The following is a 21,590-nucleotide window of genomic DNA, read 5'->3' as shown; positions in this document are numbered from 1 at the left end:
ACTGAAGCACACACTGCACGTACCCTAGGTACGCAACTACGCCCCTTCGAAAGAAGGAGAGGAATTACAGGAAGCCGTGACGCAAAGGCTATTGTCCCGCTGGGACAATGTTAATTCGTCCACCTTTTCAGGGGCGGAGTGTTTTTGGAACGCTTCGAACGAATATCGTTACAAAGGTTAAGCGTGTGTTCAGCTCTAAGAGCCTAGTGACGTATGCCACTACAAATGAAGGTGAATAAGAAATGAAACCTATATAAAAACAAATTCATTTATTATGCACCTGCTCTTGGTCATAAACTGGTTAAAAACTAACCAACTTATGCAAAATACAGGCAAACCTTAGCATAGGCATTTAATCTTTGTCAAGAAAGGAGCCAAGCTGTAACTAGGTGGAAACGGCTGCCAAAACATGCAATATGCCCTGCTTTTTAACAAAATCAATGTGCTCTTTTTCGCGTACATAAATAACACCTGCAAACGACAGCGCGTTTAAAGAAATGTCGTTAATGTGGTTTTGGCTACGGGGTACAATTAAGAGCCAGCCCTGTTGGATGAGTAAATTAAGGGGTGGCATAAACCCTTGGGTACATGGCTGTAATTGCATCTGCTGGCATATACGCTGGTAGCTCTGATACAGGTCTCGGGCATACTCATACGGGTCGGAAGACGGTTCTATATAAACAAAAGCATGGGGAAAAGGCCAATGACGCTGCTGCTGTATTTGGTATTCGAGCTCGGGGTCTAAGTCTTTAACAAAAGGGATTAAACTGGCATTTGTAGGAGCATCGGGTAACCACTGTACATGTAAATGGTGTTGACTAGCGCCAGCCTCTGGGCCGCCATTGAAAAAACCCAAGCCACCGTACTCTGTTAAGAGCAAAGTTAAAGCCAAAAAATCTTCGTACTGTAGACGGCTACGCTGATCCGCATAATCAACACGCGGTATCACCAGATGTTGAGCACATACAGGGAATTTATTTAAAACAGCATGGTGGTAGTCGCCTAGTCTGCCGACGGTTAAGGTAGGATCAGGTGGCAAAAACGGGTTAAAATTGGCATCGTGAGCACTGCCCGGAAAGCCTTTTGGCGTTCCGTTTGCTTTTATAGACAAAGCAGGTACCCAACAAATTTGAAAGTTCACATCGTGAGTTGGAACTGCCTCGGCATGAAATTCAATAGGTTGTAACACACCTGCTTGTAAAGCGTGTTCCATGCATGCATTTATGCTTTGCATAAACGACGTCATCATGAGTCCCTCCAGTTTTACGGTCTGAATTAACGGCAGACCACCTTTAATTTGATGAGGCCATTGAGCTTTAGCAATACGGTATTGCGCATTTCTGTCTTGGTCGCTTCTTCTTTTATAGAGTTTTATTATGCTGCACTCTACGCAATTACACACATGGCTTAAACCCTTAGGTATTGCATTGGCCTGCTGTTTTTTCAGCACCCTCAATGCCCAGGAGGTCCCTGTCGAAGACACTGAACCTAGCAGCAGCTCTGTGCTAGACGCTTTTCCAGCGCCTCAATCTGGCTATCAACGTCATGTAATACATCTGCCCATAGGCAACTATGAAAACAATCTCAAAATAGAGCTCTTAGCAGGTAAAGTCCAAGAAATGGACTGCAACCCAAGCCATTACAGTGGTCAATTTGAAGAAAAAACCCTAGAAGGCTGGGGTTACAATTATTACGAGCTAAAAAACCTCGAAGGGCCAGTTAGTAACAAAATGGCTTGTCCTGATGACAAACTCTCGCTGCAGTTTGTTCCCGTCCAAAGTAACGGATCTTTATTACAATACAACAGCAACTTACCCGTTGTGGTGTACTTACCCCAAGGGCTTGAACTACGCTGGCGTACTTGGGTTGCTACTCCATATAACACCGCTATAACTGAATAAATGCCTTTTATTATTGCTTTGATGACCCTGTTAGCTTTTCAACTAGCAGGTGAGGTGCTTGTGCGCCTGTTCTCTATCCCTTTGCCTGGCCCGCTAGCCGGTATGTTGATGCTCTTCATTACCCTGATCATACGCAAACGGGTGCCCCCTGCCTTAGCGACCACTTCAAGCTGGCTGGTTTCTCATCTTATGTTGCTTTTCATCCCTGCTGTGGCGGGTGTGATGCTATCGTTTGGGCAATTGAAAAAAGAGTGGTTGCCTTTTATTGTAGCGGGTGTAGTCGGCACGCTTATTACACAGATGATTACTGCTTATTGTTTATCTTGGTTTTTAAAACGTCGTCGTACTCATGAATCCCTCTAGTCTACACCCCATCTGGGAGGCATTACATACCAGTCCATTACTTTGGCTAACCGTGACCTTAGTGGTGTACATAGCTACCGTTAAGCTATATCAACGTCTGCATCAAAACCCTTTGGTCTTGCCCGTTTTCACTTCCGTATGTGCAATAGTTGCTCTGCTCTTACTAACTGAAACTGACTATGAAACGTATTTTTCTGGCGTGCAGCTACTTCACTTTCTGGTTGGGCCCGCAACAGTAGCCTTAGCCATTCCGCTTTATCATCAATTGCCTAAACTGGTTGCACTCTGGCGTCCACTTAGCATTAGTTTAGTTATAGGTGCCTTAACCGGTTTATTAAGCAGCGCTTTACTCACCATAAGCTTAGGAGCCAGCCCCGAGCTTGTCGTCTCGTTATTGCCTAAATCGACCACCATGCCTATTGCTATGGCAATTTCAGAGCACTTTGGGGGTAGCCCTTCTTTAACAGCAGTCTCAGTCGCTCTTACTGGCATTATTGGTAGTGTGATAGCTTTACCCGTTTTTTACTTATTGCGTATTGATGAGCCTGCTGCTAGAGGGGTAGCGATGGGCGTATCCGCCCATGCCATTGGCACGGCGCGCCTTATTCAAATTGATGAGGGAATGGGAGCATTTTCTGCTTTAGCCATGAGTGTAACTGGCGTATTAACCGCTTTATTTATGCCTTTTGTTGTGCAAGCATTGGTTGCACTGCAATGGCTCTAAGACTATTTCCAATCGTCTCTATACACAAACTGTGGCATTTGCCAGTTAAAACGCAGGGCTAAAAAGCGCAGCATCAACCCTATGCCCATGGGCACCAACATACTGGCTAACTCTGGTAGCTCGTAATGAATCGCCAACATATACAGTCCCCCTGTCACCATCGAGACACTGGCGTACATTTCTTTGCGAAACAGCAAAGGAATGTCATTACATAAAATGTCACGTAGCACGCCCCCTGCACAGCCCGTCAGCATACCGCTTAGCAAAATAATAGTGACAGGTAGCCCCATTTCAATCCCTATTTGGCAACCCAAAACCGTAAAGGTGACCAAGCCTAAAGCATCTAAAGCCAAAAATAGCTTATGTAAATGACGCATCATACGTGCGGTAAAAGCAGTGAACAAAGCAGCCCCTGCTGTCATCCATAAATACTCAGGATTAGCCACCCAAACCAACGGGTAATGTCCTAAGAGCACATCACGCACCGACCCACCGCCTAATGCCGTAATGCACGCAATTACACATACTCCCACCCAGTCCATATCACGTCGCCCCGCAGCTAAAGCAGCCGTCATGGCCTCTGCAGTAATGGCAATCAAATAGAAAACAAGGAGCATCATGACGCTTTGTGCTTATCCATAGAAAGAATCGCGGCTCGTTTGCGCCGCAAAAGCCATAAACCCGGTAAAGCCAGCACCACCGTTAATAGAAAGAACGTCGGCCAGCCTAACGATTCCACTAAAGGGGGTGTTAAAGGCCCCGCTAAATACGTACGCCCTACGGCAGACAGAGCCGAAAGTAAGGCAAACTGCGTGGCAGAAAACTGTTGATTACATAAAGCCATTAGTAAAGCCACAAAAGCGGCTGTACCCATGCCGCCACACAGGTTTTCTAGGGCAACAATCGCCCCCATCCAGTATAAATTTTGATCACTAATCGCTAAATACCAATAACCTAAATTCGACACCGCCTGCAGTAAGCCAAAGAGCATTAATGATTTATATAAGCCTAAGCGATCCATCAAAGCCCCACCGATCAACGCTCCAATAATGGTCGCTGCCAAGCCAAAGATTTTATTGATTGTGCCCACCTCGGAGACACTAAACCCGGCACCACGAATTAAAAAGGTGGTAGACAGAGCCCCCGCAAAAGCATCACCTAGTTTATATAAGACAATCAAAACCAAAATACTAAGGGCTTCGGGTCGTCTAAAAAACTCGATAAGCGGCTCGATCACAGCCAAACGTAAGGTGCGAGGTGGAGCAACAGTCACCTCGGGCTCGGGGGCCAGTAAGGTAGCGACCACGCACAGCGCCATGACCCCACCCATCATCATATACATGCCGTTCCAACCTAGCCATTGATCGGCAATAACCAAGGCCAAACCGCTAGAAAAAATCATGGCTAAGCGATACCCTAGAACTTTAACGGCTGCCCCTGCTGCACGCTCGTTACTGCGCAAAACATCTGTACTATAGGCATCAAAAGCAATGTCTTGAGTGGCTGACATAAAGGCCACAAACACGGCCACCAGGGCTATCCAACCCAACTGCTCGGATGGGTTAAATACCCCCATCAAAAAAATAGATGCAGCCAAGAGCAATTGGCTTAGGGCTATCCAGCCTCGGCGACGCCCTAATAAAGGGATGGCATAGCGATCTATAAGCGGAGCCCATAAGAACTTCAACGTATAGGCAGAACCTACTAAAGTTAAAAAACCAATCTGAGTAAGGGGGGCATTAGCAACCGTGGCCCATGCTTGTAAGGTGCCACTGGTCAGAGCCAAAGGCAAACCGCTTGCAAAGCCAAGAATAAGTAAAGGAAAAACGCGAGAGCTTAGATAAACATGGGACACAAGAGCACCGAGCTAAGAGTGAGCAAAGGGCGACTCAAATCGATAAACAGCCAACGTACCACGTAAGCTGGGCAACAGACTCACCTCATCTTTGCCGTTAAATACTACTCGATCCGTTATACGTAACCCTAAGGCCTTAGCCAGATCTTGGAAATCACGTAAAGTGCACAGGTGAATATTGGGCGTGTTATACCACTCGTAAGGCATTTCTTTAGAAACTGGCATACGACCCGCTAAGATAGACAAACCGTGGCTCCAGTGACCAAAATTTGGAAAAGACACAATGCCATAACGAGCAACCCGCGCCATTTCACGCAAGATATGTTCGGTGTTCAGCATGGATTGCAAGGTTTTAGAAAGCACTACCGTGTCAAAGTGCTGGTCCTCAAACAAAGCTAAGCCTTCCTCAAGGTTTTGCTGCACTACCGCTACGCCACGACGCACACTAGCAACCACTGCCTCGGGGTCTCGCTCTATGCCTGTACCATGCACCTGCTTGGCATGGTGTAAATACGCAAGCAATTTGCCGTCGGCACAGCCTAGATCCAATACATCGGACGCAGGCTTAATCCAACTGGCAATACGGACCAAATCTGGACGCTGCGCTAAGCTTACAGCCGTCATGCTAATACTCCTGTTGTGCGTTGACGCGCACCTAAGCCTAATTGTTCTGCAATTTGATCGTAATAGCCTTGAACCACACCATGGTAACGTCGGTCATCCAGCAGGAAAGCATCATGACCGTGAGGTGCATCGATCTCAGCATAAGTAACACTGGTTTTGTTTTTTAACAACGCCTGCACAATTTCTCGGGAACGCTCGGGTGTAAAACGCCAATCCGTAGTAAATGACACCACTAAAAAACGCGCCGTAACTTGGGCCAAGCTACGAGCCAAATCCCCGCCCACATGACGCGCTGGATCAAAGTAATCCAATGCACGCGTAATAAGCAAATACGTATTTGCATCAAAGTATTTTGAAAACTTTTCACCCTGATAGCGCAAGTAAGACTCAACCTCGAATTCCACATCGTAGTTATAGCGGTATTGACCGCTATCGTTGGGGTTGCGTTGAGCGCGACCAAACTTTTCTGCCATGACCTCGTCTGACAAATACGTAATATGACCAAGCATGCGTGCGACAGATAAACCACGGGTGGGAACGGTTTGGTGTTTATAGTAATTCCCATCATGAAATTCGGGGTCGGTAATAATGGCACGACGCGCGACCTCGTTAAACGCAATATTTTGTGCGCTTAATCGGGGGGTACTGGCAATAACAATACAGTTTTCTACGCGGTCAGGGCAGGTAATAGCCCAGCTTAGTGCTTGCATGCCACCTAAAGACCCGCCCATCACGGCAGCAAACTTTTTTATGCCCAAGTAATCCGCCAAACGGGCTTGAGCATGGACCCAGTCTTCTACAGTAAGCATAGGGAAACTTGCCCCCCATGGTTCGCCTGTTGCGGGATTAATAGACGCAGGCCCTGTTGACCCAAAGCAGGAACCAATATTATTGACACCAATCACAAAAAAACGATCAGTATCTAGCGCCTTGCCTGGTCCAACCATATTATCCCACCAGCCCACACTATCTGGGTTTTGAGCGTCGAAGCCTGCCACATGATGGGAGGCATTTAAGGCGTGACAAATCAACACCGCGTTGCTGTGATCGCGGTTAAGTTGACCATAGGTTTGTATAGCTAATTCGTACTGAGGCAGGACTTGACCGCTAGATAAACGTAACGGTTCGTCAAATTGAATAAACTCGGAAAGAACCACCCCCACCGAGCCCTGGGGAATAGAAATTGATGTATCAGTAATAGATGTCGAGACCATTTATGGACCTCTTTAGCTGGATTTATGGAGCGCCCGCAAGCGGATCAAGCAAATCGGCGCCAACAATAAGAAATAATGAGTTTACCACCTTGAACAACAAAATACAGGCGGAACTAGCAGCAAGATCACCTTATTGCCTACTGTGACAACTACGTAAGGATTAATCCTAAAGACAAAACACTTGAATAATTTGTAGAAAAACACAAATATTAGACACTATGAGAAATCTTTAGATACATTTTTACGACTTTTTGATTTAAGGATGCAATAACATGAGAAAAATACCCTTAAGCCCTAAAGAAAGAGAATGTTTGTACTGGGTCGCTCTAGGCAAAACTTCGGTGGAAATTAGTTATATCTTGGGTTTAAGCCGCCATACCGTTAATTTCCACATTCGCAATTGTTTTATTAAACTCAACGTATCAAGCCGACCAGCAGCTATAGCTAAAGCACTGACTCATTCCTTGTTGCCTTTACCAAACCCCACCATCCCATCCAGACACTCGTAGCTCTAGGCCAATACGGCATTATTTTCCACTTATACCCAAGGGTTTTCAGTTCGTCTGATAACCCTTGTCCTTGCCAGATGTCTTTCCCTTTATTCTGAATGCGCATTACAATCAACGGCATATTTAGCCAGTTATAAGCGAACTTAGGTAATGACATTAAGCCAGAATCACATAAAAAAACTAGCATCTAATTTAACTCTACTTAGTGATATTCGTCGTGGAGTTGAAAAAGAAGGCTTACGTGTAGATACTCAGGCCTCTTTAAGTGCCACCCCTCACCCACGTTCATTAGGCTCTGCTTTATGCAATGGTCATATCACCACTGATTATGCTGAAGCCTTATTAGAGCTCATCACTAGTCCTCGCTCTTCAGTAGAGGGTCTACAGTCTGATTTGTTGCATGTGCATCAATTCGTCGCGCAACACATAGGCGAAGAAATCATGTGGAACCAATCCATGCCAGCGTATTTGCCTCCCGAGTCTGAGATTCAAATTGGCTGGTATGGCACCTCTAACTCCGGTTTGTTTAAAAATGTGTATCGCCGCGGACTAGCAGAACGTTATGGAAAACGTATGCAATGTATTGCTGGTGTGCATTACAACTACTCCTTACCCGATCAGATTTGGGCATTATTAGAAACAGAGGGGCATACCCTTCAAGAGCAGCGCTCTAACGGATATCTGGCTTTAATCCGAAATTTCACGCGCTTTTCTTGGCTACTTATGTACCTGTTTGGGGCATCACCTATTGTGTCCAAAGACTTTCTGCATGGGCACGATCTTCCCCTAGAGCAACTTGGCCCTGACTCGTACTACCTTCCTTGGGCTACAAGTTTGCGCATGAGCAACTTAGGCTACCAAAACAAAGAAGCTCAAGCAGAACTGCAACTTTGCTACAACGATTTAGACACGTTTTTATTACGTATGCGCCGCGCGGCGACTACTTCTTGGCCTGCCTACGCCGCCATTGGTACACACCGTGATGGTGAGTGGATTCAACTCAACACCAATATCTTACAAATCGAAAACGAATACTACTCGAACATTCGCCCCAAGCGCACGCCTAAATCAACTGAGCGCCCTGCTACTGCCTTAGCTAATCGTGGCGTAGAGTATATAGAGGTACGTTGTCTCGATATTGATCCGTTTGACCCCATTGGTTTGTCGGCGGCATCGTCGCGCTTTTTAGATGCTTTTTTATTATTCTGTGCTGCCGAACCAAGCCCTATTTTCCCAGATGGGGGCTTCTGTCAAGACAGTAAAAACAACTTTGCTTTGGTCGTTACCGAAGGGCGTAAACCCGGTTTGCTCTTAAAGAACCAGTGCAAACAAGATGTCGAATTAAAAAGCTGGGCAGAGGAAATCCTAATTGCTATGCAGCCTTATGTAGAGCTGTTCGACAAAGGCACAGGGCATACCTATTACCAAGACGCATTACAAGAACAATTCGCCAAAGTACAAGACGCTAGTCTCTGTCCTTCTGCGCAGCTTTTACATCAAGTTAAAGCCTCGGGTCTAAGCTTTGTAGATTTCACCTATGCCCAGAGTCAAGCACATAAGATGGCTTTGCTTGAGCAAGAAATAGCGTCGGATGCGTTAGAAGCCCTAACAAAAGAAGCCAACGAGTCACTACTACAGCAAGAGCAAGTCGAGGCCAACGAGGCCGGGCAAAGTTTTGAGGAGTTTGTATTGGCTTTTGAGAAAAAGCTAGAGATGGCTAAAGGCTAAACAGATGAAATAAGCGATTAGCTAAAATAGATGGCGCGCCCGACAGGAATCGAACCTGTATCGAGAGCTTCGGAAACTCTAATTCTATCCATTGAACTACGGGCGCCTAATAAAGCATTTTAACCCGTATAATGCTTTTTGTTGAGCTATTTTTATTATAGATTGAATTTAGCCCCCCAGACCCTATCCCTATAGTGCGCTTACTCCGCTATAATTATGGGTTAGTAACTCTCCTTTATTTTTGTGGCGACGTCCTAAACAGTAGTCAGCCCGCCCACTTTGTACGATTTCGCAGGATCCGACTATGAGCCTTACGGAACAACAACCTCACAACAACGATAGCAAAAGCACCATAGAAGTCAAAAATCCAGCCCGTATTTTCTGGTTGTCTATTTTGTTCTTGGTCGTTGTTGGTGCAGCCATGTATTACATCGACATCAACACCAATGACTTACGTACTGGTAAATCACGCTCAGACCACACCGAAAGCGTATCTGCTCGTATTCAGCCAGTCGCTAAATTTGCTTTGGCCGTAGTCGAGGGCGATCTCCCCTTAAAATCAGGTAAAGAAGTCTACGATACTACCTGTACAACCTGTCACGCAGCCAGCGTAGCGGGTGCGCCTAAATTCGGCGATAGCGCAGCGTGGGCTCCTTATATTCAAACCGGTTACGAAGCCATGCTGCAAGTCGCCTTAAATGGTAAAGGCGCTATGCCAGCCAAAGGCGGTAACACTGCTCTCGAGGACATCGAAGTAGAACGCGCCATGGTTTATATGGCCAATGCAGCGGGTGCTAACTTCGATGAGCCCACTGACGGCGATGATGTGGCCGCAGAGAAATCCGACGCCGCTCCTGCTGAAGCCACTGCTGCCGATACCGCTCCTGCTGCGGACACTGCCGCTGCTGGCAACGACATCCCTGCTGCCACCGCAGACCAACTCGCTAATGGTAAAAAACTTTACGATGCAGCGTGTTTTGCTTGTCATGGTTCTGGGGTAGCGGGTGCACCTAAATTCGGCGATAACGCTAGCTGGGCACCTTATATTGAAACAGGTCTAGATACCATGTTGCAAATTGCTATTGCGGGCAAGGGCGCTATGCCTCCCCGTGGTACCGCAATGAATGCGTCAGATGACGATTTACGTGACGCTATTTTGTACATGATCGAAGACGCTCGCTAGGCAGAATCAGCACATCAATAAAAAACCGAATGGTAAATACCATTCGGTTTTTTTATTCACCCCACCGTGTCGTCTACTTAGCCTGTGGTGCGCAATGACGTATTTAACTGAACACGACGTTGTAGCCACAGACTAGGCCTATAACGCATATCGCCTGTTATATGCTGCATAGATTGCAGTATCTCTAACAATAGGTCTCCCCCTATCGCATCCCCTAATGACAAGGGCCCACCTTGAGGGTAACCCAAGCCTAAAGCAACAGCAGTATCAATATCAGCTGGGGTCGCAATACCTTGCTGGGCAATGTCACACGCTCCATTAACTATAGACGCAACCAAACGCTGCGCTACAAAACCAGCTGAATCCTCAATCAAGCTCACAGGGGTCTGATCATGACTAAACAAAGCTAAGGCTTTGTTGGCCCAGTCTTCCGTCGTTAAAAGCGAGCGCATCAAGACGCGTCGTTGACCTGCCTCTAAACCAAAAGCCGTGTCTAATGCAATGGTGCGCTGCGCATCTAAGCCAAAATTAGCCACCACTGTTGCTACATCTTCGCCATACGGTGTGATTAAAATCAGCGCATCATCAGGAGGCAGTTCGCTTTCATCCACTACTATGCCTAAACGCTCTAATAGCTCTGTTGCGCGTGCATAACCCACCTCGTGGTGTGGTAATACCCAGACTTTAACTTCGCCGTTTAACGCAGGTATAGCTACCGGCTCGGGAAGTTGCTTCTTGCCATTCACATACGTATAAAAGCCTTGACCTGTTTTACGCCCATACATACCCCCAGCATGACGCACGGCAGTAATGGGAGAGGGCCTAAAGCGTGGCTCTTCATAGAACTGGTGATAAATGGACTCCATCACAGGATGAGATACATCTAAAGCGGTAAGGTCCAAGAGCTCAAAGGGCCCCATTCTAAACCCAGCTTGCTCGCGCATAATGGCATCGACCGTGGCAAAGTCAGTGACTTGCTCTTGGGCAATTTTTAACCCTTCTATATTCATTGGACGACCGGCATGGTTCACTATAAAGCCAGGCATGTCTTTGGCTCGGACTGGCGTGTGGCCCATACGCTGCGCTACTTGAGCTAACGCATCACAGATCTCAGGCTCTGTACGCAAGCCCTCAATCACCTCCACGACTTTCATTAATGGCACAGGATTGAAAAAATGGAATCCGGCTACTCGCTCTGGGTGCTCACACGCTTGTGCAATAGCTGTAATAGATAAAGAAGAGGTGTTAGATGCCAAAATACATGAAGCGTTAACAAGCGCTTCCAGTTGTTTGAAAACCCCCTGTTTAACCTCGAGGTTTTCTACAATAGCCTCAACCACCAAATCAACATCAGCCATTTCTTCTAAGGTAGCACACGCTGTAATTTGAGCTTGAGCAGCTTTGACTTGCTCAACACTCATGCGCCCTCGTTCTATTTGACGCTCCCAAATGCTTGTTAGCTGGGCTTGGGCCTTACTGACTGCAGCAGCACTGACATCAAATAAAAAGACCTGCAAATTGGCTTGGGCGGCAATTTGAGCAATACCTTGGCCCATCGCGCCTGCACCAATAATGCCTATTTTTTGTATTCCAGACATAATGTCTCCTCTGGAGTGAAAAACTAAACGATACGGATTAAAAGAATAATATCAAATAAATGTAATATGTTTAGTCTTTAAAAAACCCACTGTACTTTCTGTACAGTGGGTTGAACAACTCTGGCTTTTAATCGCTCCGCAATACAGTTGGGTCACCTTTGCCTGCTACAGCAGCCCGTTCCTCTGCATTTAGAAATAGAGCTAAATCCATACCCGTTAATTGCGCATAAGCTGCGACTGCATGTGCCCAGGTAGACTGATTGGCAAACAACATACCAAAATCATCTAGAGTCCCTCCTCTATTTTTGTAACCCAAGACCTGCTGGAATTGTGCTTGGGGGAAAAGGGTAGGTAAATGTCCCCTGAACACCTCGGGTCGAATATGGGTTAATGCGACTCTATAAGCATAAGACGCCGGAAACAGCGTGTCGAACTGCTCTGCGCCCAATAACACTTGGGCCTCGTACTCATCACGAGGTTGACGTAGGCGACCCGGCTCCTGAACATACACAAGCCGATAACCAACCCCTTGCTCATGTAAGCGCTGTGCCGCTAACTCTAATTGAGTTAACTGGTAACTACCGTTGGCAATTAATAAAACAGGCTGCTCTCCAGACTGCTCAGTCACCACTAGTGCACCTTCCTCAGCAAGTTGTTCAGCCTGCGTGGCACTAAACCGTGTTTTTTGATCGCGTTTAGGCACAACCATACATACAATTTGCCCGCGTGATTGATAGATACCTGGTAAAAGCGCTAATACACTATTGTAATCCGCTGGAAATACCACTTTAGACACATCGCTCATTTCCCCCAAGAGAGCTTCTGCAAATGTGGTGTCCTGATGAGACTGCTGATTTTTCCCATTTTCCCAGGTGTGTGAGGTAGCCATGACAGGCCAGCTTAACCATTGTGCAGGTCGCCCCACTTCTTTCTGCTGACGTGCAAAAATAATGCGCTGCCGTAATGCCCCTAACATCTTGACGCAAAACGCCTCATAACTGGCAACTAGATTAAGACCGGCTTGGTTACCTATACACGCCGAAACCACGGCCTCTTCGTTTAAAGCAGTAATAATATTGCCCGTAAGTGATTCGCTTGCGCTTTCAGGGTCAGATACTCGATGTTTTAAGTGCTGTAACACCGAATTCAGACGATTACTCGCCAGCTCGTCTGGGTTGCCAACCCGCGCCCGTAAGCTTGGGTTTAAACGCACTAACTCGACGAAGAAGCGGTCCATTGCGGTCATAGGACTGAGCTTAGTATCTAAAGCCTCATAAGGCACTTCAGGCAAAACGGGCAACGCAGGACGTCGTGTTGCTAAAGCATTATCACGCTCTAAAGCGCGATTTTGTTGCTGATGCGTCTGCAATAACTGTATGCTCTCGTCAAGCTCTGTAGGGGCCACCCATAAAGGAGCCGTATAAGTCGTAAATAAATCACGTGCGGCTTGATCCAAACGTGGATTAGCAGGCAAGGGTAAGTTATGGGCCCGATTCTCATCAGCGCCATAAAAACCAAATCCTTTAGTGGTATGAGCAATCCCATAAGGGATTTTCACTGGATAGTGCAACTGCCCCGTTTGCACGGCCTGAGTGCGCTGCGCCAATCGTTGTTCCATGTCCCACAGCACATAAACAAACATAGCTGGGTCGCGCCCATCAAACGCAATGGGGTCAAATCCACACCCTTTTAAATGATCAATAAAACTACTGAGTCCCTCTAAGGTACCCATTTGAGTACGTTGTTCAATCCGACGCCCATTTGCAATCATAATAGGCAGAGGCATGCCTGTATCATGGGCGCGCCACCACCGTGGAATCCAGTCGCTACCGCGTTGCTCTTCAGCAGCTCCGTCTGAAAGAAAGGTGACTAATTTTTCACCTGGCAAAGGCATATGCACATATTGCAACTCGGCAAAGCCCAGATAGCCGCCCTCAATCAACCCACCAGCTGTGTGTGGGTTCACATGGCTTCCTAGTGGTGCAGCCGCTGAACCGTCTGCTGCCTGCGCATAACCATAAAAATCTTGGACCAATTGATTTAAACCAGTCTCCCCGTGCCCATACACTTCTTTTTGCTCGGGATGCATATTTCCTAGTAAAACATTAATAGCATCAACAGCGGCAACGCTATGCCCTTGCCCCATCAACCATGCCCTCGTTTCACCGGTTAAAGCATTCAGTGTCATATAAGCAGCATAGGCAGGAACCATATTTAAGGCTCCACCTGTATGCCCCTCGGGTTGAGTTTTAAAATCCTCTGCTTCTAGGGGCTGACCATCCATTCGCACTCGATTCGCATAGGTCATGTGTATCACTAACCACATCGCTGCAGCGGTTAATCGGTCTAAGGCAATCATCTTTTTATAAAAAGTATCTAGGTTAGGCTGCAAGTTCAGCTCGACCATGCGCTGCCCCATTTGATGAATAACTTGACGTGTTTCTTCGCTATGCTCAATAGGCCCGTAACCTTGTTGCCATTTTTTTCTCGTTTGACTCATCGCCTTTCCTCGTCGTTATCAGATACCTGTATTGACACCCTCGCCTTTAAGGACGAGACCTTTCATCCTACTAAATAAAATAGCGTACTTCGCCTTGGCCTTTTGTGTTCTTTACCAACAACCTAGGGTTTACCCTTGACTAGACACTAGGGAAAACCCTACAATATGGATACTGTCAGTTTCTAAATGACTTTTCTAACTGAGGATTTACACATGGCAACGCTAAATGCTAATTTAAAAGACGCACGCTAGAGCGATTCGATTGAGCGTTCAATCATGGATCAGACTCTAAGCAATGGCGAAGCTGTATCCTTAAAAGATGTAGTGACAACCATTGGTGGCACGATCAAAAAAATTGCTAAAGCTTTTGGCAATAAGATGATTGCTTTATCCGAGGCAGTATACGAGGCACGTATGGCAGATGCTCGTATTCACTCTCGTATGTTTTATTAAAGAGCTACAGCCTAAACTAGGCTCAGCCACATTTGGGAACACTTCGTTCTTAAATAAGACTACCGCCGCTTAGCGGTACTCTGGATACCAAGCGCAAAGCACCACTTATTATCGTGGTGCTTTTATTTTTTCTACTTTAATAACTCTTTCAACATACTTAAACGCTGCTTAGGCGTCATATGAGCCTGCGCCTCTTCAACAATAGCGGCTTCAGCCAAACCCATTTCTGGGATAAAGCGTGATTTTTCTCTGACGGTGTACTCCTTGGCTCGACGTCGTCGTTTACACCAGCTAATACGCAAGCTACGTTGTGCTCGTGTAATACCTACATACATGAGGCGACGCTCTTCTTGAATACGCTGGGTTAGCACAAGCTCTTCTTGGCCTACAGGTATATCCTCATCATCGCGGCCTAGGTGTGGCAGCAGCCCCTCCTCGACGCCAATTAAAAACACATGCTTGTACTCTAGACCTTTGGCTGCATGCAGTGTAGATAAATGCACCGCATCCACCTCGTCTTCTTGCTCATTGCGCTCAAGCATCGTGATCAATGCCACATGCTGTGATAAATCCAATAAGCTCATATCATCGGACTCCGCTTTGCTTTTTAACCAGTCGACGAACTCCAACACATTATGCCAACGCGCTAATGCGGGCTTGTCATCAAATACATCGTATAAGTAACCCTCGTAATTAATAGCGGACAAAAGCTCATCCAACACCGCAGCCCCCTCTAGCCCCGTTTGTTCGGCCTTGCGTGTTAGGCGCAGAATAAACTCACGAAAAACCTGCAGTGGCTTGTGCTGACGCTCGGCTAGCTGCTCAGTTAAAGCCGCTACCTCGATGGCTTCAAACATAGAAAGCTGATGTGCTACAGCGATTGCCCCTAACTGAGTTAATGTGGTTTGACCTATACCGCGTCGAGGTGTGGTAGCTGCTCGGATAAAAGCAGGGTCATCGTCATGATTCGCTATCAATCGGATATAAGCCAAGATATCTCGAATTTCAGCCTTATCAAAAAAACTTTGACCACCACTCATTACATAAGGGATCCGCAGCTCACGAAGCTGCTGCTCGATTAAGCGTGCTTGTTGGTTACTACGATACAGCACCGCAAAATCCCCCCATTTTGCCTTGCGCTCAAACTGCTCGGCAGAGAGACTAATACCTACCCACTGTGCCTCGGACTGCTCATCGTCACAGTCTTTAATATGGATGGACTCGCCTAAGCCTAATTCTGACCAGAGCTTTTTGCCAAATACCACGGGATTGTGACCAATCACGTTGTTGGCTGCCTCGAGGATACGCTGAGAAGAACGGTAATTTTGCTCGAGCTTAATCAGTTTTAACTGCGGATAGTCCACTGTAAGCTGCTCTAGGTTTTCCACCGTAGCACCACGCCAAGCATAAATGGCCTGATCATCATCACCAACGGCTGTGAACATAGCTCGTTCACCCACTAGTGCCTGTACCAAACGATACTGACACGTGTTTGTATCCTGATACTCATCGACCAATAAATAATGGACTTTTTTCTGCCAACGGTGACGCACCTCGGCATTTTGCTCTAGCAGTTCGGTAGGTAAACGAATTAAATCATCAAAATCGACAGCTTGATATGCACGTAAAGTTTCCTCATAACTACGATACACTTTAGCGGACTCGGCTTGGCTAGGTGTTTGCACTGCCTGAGCCGCTGCATTAGGCCCTAATAACGCATTTTTCCATAAAGAGATGTCTTGCTGTACTGCTCGTAAACGAGCCTTATCTGTTGTAGCTAGAATTTCTTGAATAATACCCAAGGTATCATTGGCATCCATGATGGAAAAGCGCGGCTTTAAGCCTGCGTGCTCAGCCTCCTCACGCAAAATTTTTAAACCTAGAGAGTGAAAAGTACTAATAGTTAAGCCCCGTGCCAAGCGGCGTTCTATTAAGCCATGTACACGCTCGGCCATCTCTCGAGCCGCTTTATTTGTAAAAGTTAAAGCCGTAATCTGCCTAGCACTATAGCCGCACTCGCCAATTAAATAAGCTATTTTTTGCGTAATAACTCGCGTTTTACCACTACCTGCTCCGGCTAATACTAAAGCGGGACCATCTAAGTATCGCACCGCCTCTGCCTGAGCCGGATTTAATCCTAACGCAGCACTCATTTATATTTCCTGGGGATCCACTTCTAGGGTAAATTTGCATCGAAAATGTTTGGCTAACTGGTCTAGCTGAGCCCCCCATGCCCATAAGAAAGCTTGTAGCGCAGAGCGGTTCTGACTTTCTATAAGCAATTGCGCACGCTCGATATTAGCCACCCTAACAATACGTAGTGGCACAGCATCATACAAAAACACCTGTTCTGCACCAGGCATGTCGGGATGCTGTGCCCATTGCTTGGCATGTTTTAAAAAGCTTAGGGCTTGATCTAAGGTTTTGGCCTCTGCGGTAATAAGTGCCAAATGCACATAGGGCGGTAAGCCAACAGCCTGACGTTGCTGTAGCTCATGATGGGCAAAAAGTGCATAGTCGTGCTTGATTAAGGCTTGGTAAACCGCCTGATCGGGATAATCTGTTTGCACCAAAACCTGGGCCCCCTCGTGATGACGACCAGCACGCCCAGCTACCTGCATCAGCTGCGCAAACAAACGCTCGGGTGCCCGAAAGTCTTGGGCAAATAACATGGTGTCGGCGTTCAATATACCTACCAATGCCAGACGGCTAAAATCGTGACCTTTAGAGACCATTTGTGTGCCAATCACAATATCGACCTCGCCAGCATGCACCTGAGCAAATAAGCGCTCTGCACTACCTTTACGCCGTGTGGCATCCGCATCAATACGCAGAATACGGGCGTTAGGAAAACGATCTGTTAGGAACTCTTCGATACGTTGAGTGCCATGACCAACGGGTTTTAAATCTACGTGTCCACAATCTGGGCAATGTCTGACCACTGGCTGTTGGGTGCCACAATGATGGCACTGCATGTAGTGTTTATGCCCTTTATGCAGCACCGAGTAAGCAGAGCAATGAGGGCATTGGCTTAGCCAACCACACGCACCACAATGCAATACAGGTGCATAACCACGTCGATTAAGAAAAATTAACGACTGCTGCCCTTGGTCTAAGGTGCTTTGCAAAGCCTCTAGCAGTTGTGGTGACCACCCCTGCTCGAGTTGAGCGCGGCGCGTGTCAATGAGTCGTACACTAGGTAATGCCACCGCTTTGGCTCGTTGCGTTAAGCGTAATAGTTGGTAGTGCCCCTGCTCTGCATGACGCCAACTTTCAAAAGAAGGCGTTGCCGAACCTAGAATTACGTGTATTCCTAGCTGCTGTGCGCGCCATACAGCCAAATCCCGCGCAGAATACCGTAAGCCATCTTGTTGTTTATAAGAAGCGTCGTGCTCTTCATCGACAATAATTAAGCCTAGCTCAGGCAGAGGACAAAAAATAGCCATGCGGGTGCCTAGTAACACACGCGCCTTGCCTTGGCTTGCTGCTAACCACGAGGCCAATCGCTTGCCATCAGCCAAACCGCTATGCATAACGGCAATAGGATAAGGATGCCCGTCAACACTAACTAAGCGCTGACGTAAGGTTTTTTCAAACTGCGGGGTTAGGTTAATTTCAGGCACCATAAATAGCACCTGTTTACCCTGAGCTAAGACCTCTAGCGCAAGACGCAGATAGGTTTCGGTCTTGCCACTACCCGTCACACCATAGAGTAAAAAACGCGTAGGGTGTGGGCTTTGTACAATGCTATCTACTACGACTTGTTGCTCGGCATTCAGCTCTGGTGCGGACTGTGGCATTATTTTTTTTGGGGATGCCGTTTTTTTCTGTTCCCGTGCGATTAAGCGTGCTACTGGCCCACCTGCAGCATTTTTCCCTGTATATGCGGCAGGCCGCCGTAATGGAGCAGGCAACACAGGTAAAACCACTTCGCCTAGAGGCCGTTGGTAGTAGCGTGCTGCAAACTGTGCCATGGTTAGCCATGATGCAGGCATAGGAGGCAAATCGGCTAGCACTTGTTCAATGCTTTTAACGCGATCCGCTTCATATGCAGGCTGATCGGGTGTTTCTATCACCATCCCAACCATCTGCCGATGCCCAAAGCGAACTAGGACTCGCACCCCTATGGCAACCGGCTCGGTATGAAAATAATCAAATAAATCGGGCAAAGGCACATCCAATGCCACTCGAAGCCAATAACGCGCTGTCATATTAAAAGCGCCATGTTAAACCTGAGACAGACCCCTTGTGCACCATTTTAGAGAGGAAATGCTTTTGACTACAGTAGACGCTTAGAGCGCTGCAACCTAATTGGGCTGAAAGAACAGTAGCACCACTTTGCTTGAGTGTCTGAGCGTATGCGGCCCCAGCAAATAAACCTAAAAACATAATACCAATCAATTTTTGATACAGCTTCACAGCAGGTTCCTTGTGAGAAAAAGGGCGCAAGAGGAAGAAACAAAAGCGGCCGAAGCCGCTTTTGTTTTATTAGGCTTGATGCATTTTTTTACTGTAGCTGTGAACCTCGTCCACTAATACTTTAACCATTTCAGGGTCGGTAAACTGAGAGATACCATGACCAAAGTTAAAGACATGACCGCCCTTGCCTACTACACCGAAATCATCAATAACACGACGAACCTCTTTGGTGACGGCCTCTGCACCGCCAAACATGACCATTGGGTCCATGTTGCCCTGGAAAGCAACCTGATCTTGTAAACGCTGACGGGCACGCGTTAGATTAACGGTCCAATCCACACCTACAGCATCAGCACCACACTGAACAATGTCTTCGAGCCACTGACCACCGCCTTTAGTGAAAACAATAACAGGCACACGACGGCCATCGTTATCACGGATAAGGCCATCAACCACTTTTTTGGTGTAGGCCAAGGAGAATTCTTGGAATAAGGTGTCAGCCATAACACCACCCCAGCTGTCGAAAATCATGGCTGCTTGAGCACCAGCACGGATTTGCTCGTTGAGGTATTCAATAGTGGTTTGGGCGTTGATTTCAAGGATTTGATGAACCAAGTCAGGGCGACCATACATCATGCCTTTGATTTTACGGTAATCTACAGAACCACGGCCTTCGACCATATAGCAAGCAATAGTCCATGGGCTACCTGCAAAACCAATAAGAGGTACTTTACCATCTAGTTCACGGCGAATTAAATTAACCGCATCAAATACATATTGCAATTTAGCCATATCTGGAACAGCTAAACGCTTTACATCCTCTTCGTCTTTAATGGGATGCGCAAACTGGGGACCTTCACCATGCACAAAATCTAGGCCTAAACCCATCGCATGGGGAATGGTTAAAATATCTGAAAACAGAATGGCCGCATCTAAATCAAAACGACGTAAAGGCTGCAAGGTGACCTCGCACGCGTATTCCTTGTTTTGCGCTAACCCCATAAAAGAACCGGCTTCCGCACGTGTTGCACGGTATTCAGGCAAATAACGACCGGCTTGACGCATCAGCCAGACGGGAGTGTAAGGCACGGGCTCGCGCAATAAAGAGCGCAACAAAATATCGTTTTTTAGTTGGGGTAATGACACGGCAATTCCTAATAAATCAATGCCTGCTTATTTTAACGAATTGATAGCTGTTCTGGGCAGGCAGACACCCGATAAATTTCAGCATCAATGTTATGTTTTCGCATGAGCTCCCAAAAGGAGCGTCTATGTTTTTGTGCACTGCGCGCAGCCCGAGTGATATTGCCCTGATTACGTACCAAAATAGCGCGTATATAAGCTTTTTCAAAGCGTTGAATCACTGTGTTTTTAGCTTGCTGAAAAGGCTGACTATGCACAGCGTATCGAGTGGCTAATGCTGCAGTATAGGCCTCTAGGGAGCTTGGCTCGTGGGCTTCGGCATGAGGGGAGAGGTTTTCCTCTGGAGGAGCTTGTTCAGATCGGTTGAATAATTTGTGCAAACGTTGCTGCAAAATCTTAACACGAATGAGAAACTCTGTACTAAAACGGTAGTCCATGATGAAATCGACAGCCCCTACATCTAAGACATCCTGAATTGCAATTGGTTGCAAGTCTTTAACTAAAGCTAGTACAGGAGTGCGTAAATAAGGACGGGCATAGTAGAGTTGACTACGAACCCAAGCCACATTGCTAGGACTAACAACCACAATAGCTAAATCGTAATAAAGCAGGTTTGTAGCGAGGTGACGCACCCCTTGTTCAGGCGTAGCGCCCTGCAACAACGACTCGAAACTAAGCGCATGAACCTGCAGTTGTTTGTAAGTGCCCGCATAAGTTTGGGCCCAAGCACTGTGCTGATCCAGCAATAATACACACTGATTAATAGGTTTCATGGTGATCCCCTGTAAATAACTAAGTGCTTTCATCATAAAAAGCCCTGAGTAGAGTCACCATTCGTATTAAACGCAAAAACTCATTATTGTGGGAGCGTAGTAATACGTAAGGTTAAACCTGCAGTTAGCACTCACAAAATAGGCGCCTAAAGGCGCCTATTTAAGCAAATTCAACTCGACTTAGTGACGAGGTGCTTTGCGGAATTTGCGGGCAGCTAGAGCTTGAGCTGCCAACATAGCTAGTTCAGCTTCGACTACGGCGATATCGGCTTTGTCTTTGGTTTTGCTTAAGGCTTCTTCAGCTTGCTGACGTGCTGCAAGTGCTTTTTCCTCATCCAAATCCTCGGCACGAATCGCTGTATCAGATAAGACCGAAACCATACCGGGCTGAACCTCGAGAATACCACCAGCAATAAAGATAACCTCTTCAGTGCCATCGGTAAGTTCGATTTTCATGGTACCCGGACGAACGCGAGAAATCAAAGGCGTGTGGCCTGGCAAAATACCTAGCTCACCGGTTTCTCCGGGTAACACCACAAATTTGGCTTCACCGGAGAATAATGATTTTTCTGCGCTGACTACGTCAACTTGAAGCGTACCCAT

19 protein-coding genes and 1 tRNA gene are annotated in these 21,590 nt (G+C 46.8%); 7 read left to right on the top strand and 13 right to left on the bottom strand.

Going from position 1 to position 21,590, the window contains the following annotated elements:
• Window positions 1-385: 385 nt before the first annotated feature.
• A complete protein-coding gene (locus ACBP46_RS02395) occupies window positions 386-1,249 on the bottom strand; it encodes an ATP adenylyltransferase family protein (RefSeq protein WP_371015135.1) in 864 nt (287 codons plus the stop codon).
• A 127-nt stretch (window positions 1,250-1,376) separates the two neighbouring features.
• On the opposite strand from ACBP46_RS02395, the gene eco reads away from it, so the two are divergent.
• From eco to ACBP46_RS02380, 3 genes are read left to right on the top strand one after another with little or no spacing between them, the layout of a single operon-like run.
• Complete coding sequence (eco, locus tag ACBP46_RS02390) at window positions 1,377-1,901, top strand: serine protease inhibitor ecotin (protein WP_371015134.1); 525 nt, start codon at window positions 1,377-1,379, stop codon at window positions 1,899-1,901.
• Window positions 1,902-2,264, top strand: coding sequence for a CidA/LrgA family protein (locus tag ACBP46_RS02385; RefSeq protein WP_371015133.1), 363 nt, complete (start codon window positions 1,902-1,904; stop codon window positions 2,262-2,264).
• Window positions 2,251-2,988, top strand: coding sequence for an LrgB family protein (locus tag ACBP46_RS02380; RefSeq protein WP_371015132.1), 738 nt, complete (start codon window positions 2,251-2,253; stop codon window positions 2,986-2,988). The genes ACBP46_RS02385 and ACBP46_RS02380 overlap by 14 nt, the downstream gene beginning before the upstream one ends.
• A gap of 2 nt (window positions 2,989-2,990) precedes the next feature.
• On the opposite strand, the gene ACBP46_RS02375 is transcribed toward ACBP46_RS02380, so the two are convergent.
• From ACBP46_RS02375 to metX, 4 genes are read right to left on the bottom strand one after another with little or no spacing between them, the layout of a single operon-like run.
• Complete coding sequence (locus tag ACBP46_RS02375) at window positions 2,991-3,608, bottom strand: trimeric intracellular cation channel family protein (protein WP_371015131.1); 618 nt, start codon at window positions 3,606-3,608, stop codon at window positions 2,991-2,993.
• Window positions 3,605-4,843 (bottom strand): muropeptide transporter, encoded by a 1,239-nt coding sequence (locus ACBP46_RS02370; RefSeq protein ID WP_371015130.1) that lies wholly within the window; start codon window positions 4,841-4,843, stop codon window positions 3,605-3,607. Before ACBP46_RS02370 ends, ACBP46_RS02375 begins: the two co-directional genes overlap by 4 nt.
• Before the next feature lie 12 nt (window positions 4,844-4,855).
• A complete protein-coding gene (gene metW / locus ACBP46_RS02365) occupies window positions 4,856-5,467 on the bottom strand; it encodes a methionine biosynthesis protein MetW (RefSeq protein WP_371015129.1) in 612 nt (203 codons plus the stop codon).
• Entirely contained in the window at window positions 5,464-6,681 is a 1,218-nt protein-coding gene (gene metX, locus ACBP46_RS02360) for a homoserine O-succinyltransferase MetX (protein WP_371015128.1), read from the bottom strand. The genes metW and metX overlap by 4 nt, the downstream gene beginning before the upstream one ends.
• A gap of 272 nt (window positions 6,682-6,953) precedes the next feature.
• Between metX and ACBP46_RS02355 the strand changes: the two genes are divergently transcribed.
• Window positions 6,954-7,190, top strand: a complete 237-nt coding sequence (locus ACBP46_RS02355) for a response regulator transcription factor (protein ID WP_371015127.1) — start codon at window positions 6,954-6,956, stop codon at window positions 7,188-7,190.
• Between the two features lie 150 nt (window positions 7,191-7,340).
• Entirely contained in the window at window positions 7,341-8,918 is a 1,578-nt protein-coding gene (gene gshA / locus ACBP46_RS02350) for a glutamate--cysteine ligase (RefSeq protein ID WP_371015126.1), read from the top strand.
• A gap of 31 nt (window positions 8,919-8,949) precedes the next feature.
• Here the strand turns inward: gshA and ACBP46_RS02345 are convergent.
• Window positions 8,950-9,024 (bottom strand) — tRNA-Arg (locus tag ACBP46_RS02345).
• 198 nt (window positions 9,025-9,222) lie between these two features.
• Here ACBP46_RS02345 and ACBP46_RS02340 point away from each other — a divergent pair.
• Window positions 9,223-10,101, top strand: coding sequence for a c-type cytochrome (locus tag ACBP46_RS02340; protein WP_371015125.1), 879 nt, complete (start codon window positions 9,223-9,225; stop codon window positions 10,099-10,101).
• Between the two features lie 77 nt (window positions 10,102-10,178).
• On the opposite strand, the gene ACBP46_RS02335 is transcribed toward ACBP46_RS02340, so the two are convergent.
• Window positions 10,179-11,699, bottom strand: coding sequence for a 3-hydroxyacyl-CoA dehydrogenase (locus tag ACBP46_RS02335; protein WP_371015124.1), 1,521 nt, complete (start codon window positions 11,697-11,699; stop codon window positions 10,179-10,181).
• Window positions 11,700-11,826: 127 nt separating this feature from the next.
• Window positions 11,827-14,199 (bottom strand): xylulose 5-phosphate 3-epimerase, encoded by a 2,373-nt coding sequence (locus tag ACBP46_RS02330; RefSeq protein WP_371015123.1) that lies wholly within the window; start codon window positions 14,197-14,199, stop codon window positions 11,827-11,829.
• Between the two features lie 276 nt (window positions 14,200-14,475).
• Here ACBP46_RS02330 and ACBP46_RS02325 point away from each other — a divergent pair, with 276 nt between their 5' ends.
• Complete coding sequence (locus ACBP46_RS02325; RefSeq protein ID WP_371015122.1) at window positions 14,476-14,652, top strand: hypothetical protein; 177 nt, start codon at window positions 14,476-14,478, stop codon at window positions 14,650-14,652.
• A 131-nt stretch (window positions 14,653-14,783) separates the two neighbouring features.
• Here the strand turns inward: ACBP46_RS02325 and ACBP46_RS02320 are convergent, their stop codons facing one another.
• From ACBP46_RS02320 to ACBP46_RS02300, 5 genes are all read right to left on the bottom strand, one after another.
• Window positions 14,784-16,805 (bottom strand): UvrD-helicase domain-containing protein, encoded by a 2,022-nt coding sequence (locus ACBP46_RS02320; RefSeq protein ID WP_371015121.1) that lies wholly within the window; start codon window positions 16,803-16,805, stop codon window positions 14,784-14,786.
• Complete coding sequence (locus ACBP46_RS02315; RefSeq protein ID WP_371015120.1) at window positions 16,806-18,863, bottom strand: primosomal protein N'; 2,058 nt, start codon at window positions 18,861-18,863, stop codon at window positions 16,806-16,808.
• Between the two features lie 277 nt (window positions 18,864-19,140).
• Entirely contained in the window at window positions 19,141-20,217 is a 1,077-nt protein-coding gene (gene hemE / locus ACBP46_RS02310) for a uroporphyrinogen decarboxylase (protein WP_371015119.1), read from the bottom strand.
• Between the two features lie 32 nt (window positions 20,218-20,249).
• Window positions 20,250-21,023: a hypothetical protein gene (locus tag ACBP46_RS02305; RefSeq protein ID WP_371015118.1), complete on the bottom strand. Its 774-nt coding sequence runs from the start codon at window positions 21,021-21,023 to the stop codon at window positions 20,250-20,252.
• 144 nt (window positions 21,024-21,167) lie between these two features.
• On the bottom strand, window positions 21,168-21,590 hold the full coding sequence (locus ACBP46_RS02300; protein ID WP_371015117.1) for a F0F1 ATP synthase subunit epsilon: 423 nt from the start codon (window positions 21,588-21,590) through the stop codon (window positions 21,168-21,170).

Origin of the sequence: Paenalcaligenes hominis (assembly GCF_041359055.1) — a bacterium.
In the GTDB taxonomy this organism is placed as follows: Bacteria; Pseudomonadota; Gammaproteobacteria; order Burkholderiales; family Burkholderiaceae_B; genus Paenalcaligenes; species Paenalcaligenes hominis_A.
The sequence above is the reverse complement of the archived record's forward strand: the minus strand, read 5'-3'. Positions and strand labels throughout refer to the sequence as shown.

Excerpts from the sequence above, each read along its gene's own strand:
- ACBP46_RS02395 (WP_371015135.1), bottom strand. The coding sequence starts at position 1,249 with ATGATGACGTCGTTTATGCAAAGCATAAATGCATGCATGGAACACGCT.
- eco (WP_371015134.1), top strand. The coding sequence starts at position 1,377 with ATGCTGCACTCTACGCAATTACACACATGGCTTAAACCCTTAGGTATT.
- ACBP46_RS02385 (WP_371015133.1), top strand. The coding sequence starts at position 1,902 with ATGCCTTTTATTATTGCTTTGATGACCCTGTTAGCTTTTCAACTAGCA.
- ACBP46_RS02380 (WP_371015132.1), top strand. The coding sequence starts at position 2,251 with ATGAATCCCTCTAGTCTACACCCCATCTGGGAGGCATTACATACCAGT.
- ACBP46_RS02375 (WP_371015131.1), bottom strand. The coding sequence starts at position 3,608 with ATGATGCTCCTTGTTTTCTATTTGATTGCCATTACTGCAGAGGCCATG.
- metW (WP_371015129.1), bottom strand. The coding sequence starts at position 5,467 with ATGACGGCTGTAAGCTTAGCGCAGCGTCCAGATTTGGTCCGTATTGCC.
- metX (WP_371015128.1), bottom strand. The coding sequence starts at position 6,681 with ATGGTCTCGACATCTATTACTGATACATCAATTTCTATTCCCCAGGGC.
- ACBP46_RS02355 (WP_371015127.1), top strand. The coding sequence starts at position 6,954 with ATGAGAAAAATACCCTTAAGCCCTAAAGAAAGAGAATGTTTGTACTGG.
- gshA (WP_371015126.1), top strand. The coding sequence starts at position 7,341 with ATGACATTAAGCCAGAATCACATAAAAAAACTAGCATCTAATTTAACT.
- ACBP46_RS02340 (WP_371015125.1), top strand. The coding sequence starts at position 9,223 with ATGAGCCTTACGGAACAACAACCTCACAACAACGATAGCAAAAGCACC.
- ACBP46_RS02335 (WP_371015124.1), bottom strand. The coding sequence starts at position 11,699 with ATGTCTGGAATACAAAAAATAGGCATTATTGGTGCAGGCGCGATGGGC.
- ACBP46_RS02330 (WP_371015123.1), bottom strand. The coding sequence starts at position 14,199 with ATGAGTCAAACGAGAAAAAAATGGCAACAAGGTTACGGGCCTATTGAG.
- ACBP46_RS02325 (WP_371015122.1), top strand. The coding sequence starts at position 14,476 with ATGGATCAGACTCTAAGCAATGGCGAAGCTGTATCCTTAAAAGATGTA.
- ACBP46_RS02320 (WP_371015121.1), bottom strand. The coding sequence starts at position 16,805 with ATGAGTGCTGCGTTAGGATTAAATCCGGCTCAGGCAGAGGCGGTGCGA.
- ACBP46_RS02315 (WP_371015120.1), bottom strand. The coding sequence starts at position 18,863 with ATGACAGCGCGTTATTGGCTTCGAGTGGCATTGGATGTGCCTTTGCCC.
- ACBP46_RS02305 (WP_371015118.1), bottom strand. The coding sequence starts at position 21,023 with ATGATGAAAGCACTTAGTTATTTACAGGGGATCACCATGAAACCTATT.
- ACBP46_RS02300 (WP_371015117.1), bottom strand. The coding sequence starts at position 21,590 with ATGGGTACGCTTCAAGTTGACGTAGTCAGCGCAGAAAAATCATTATTC.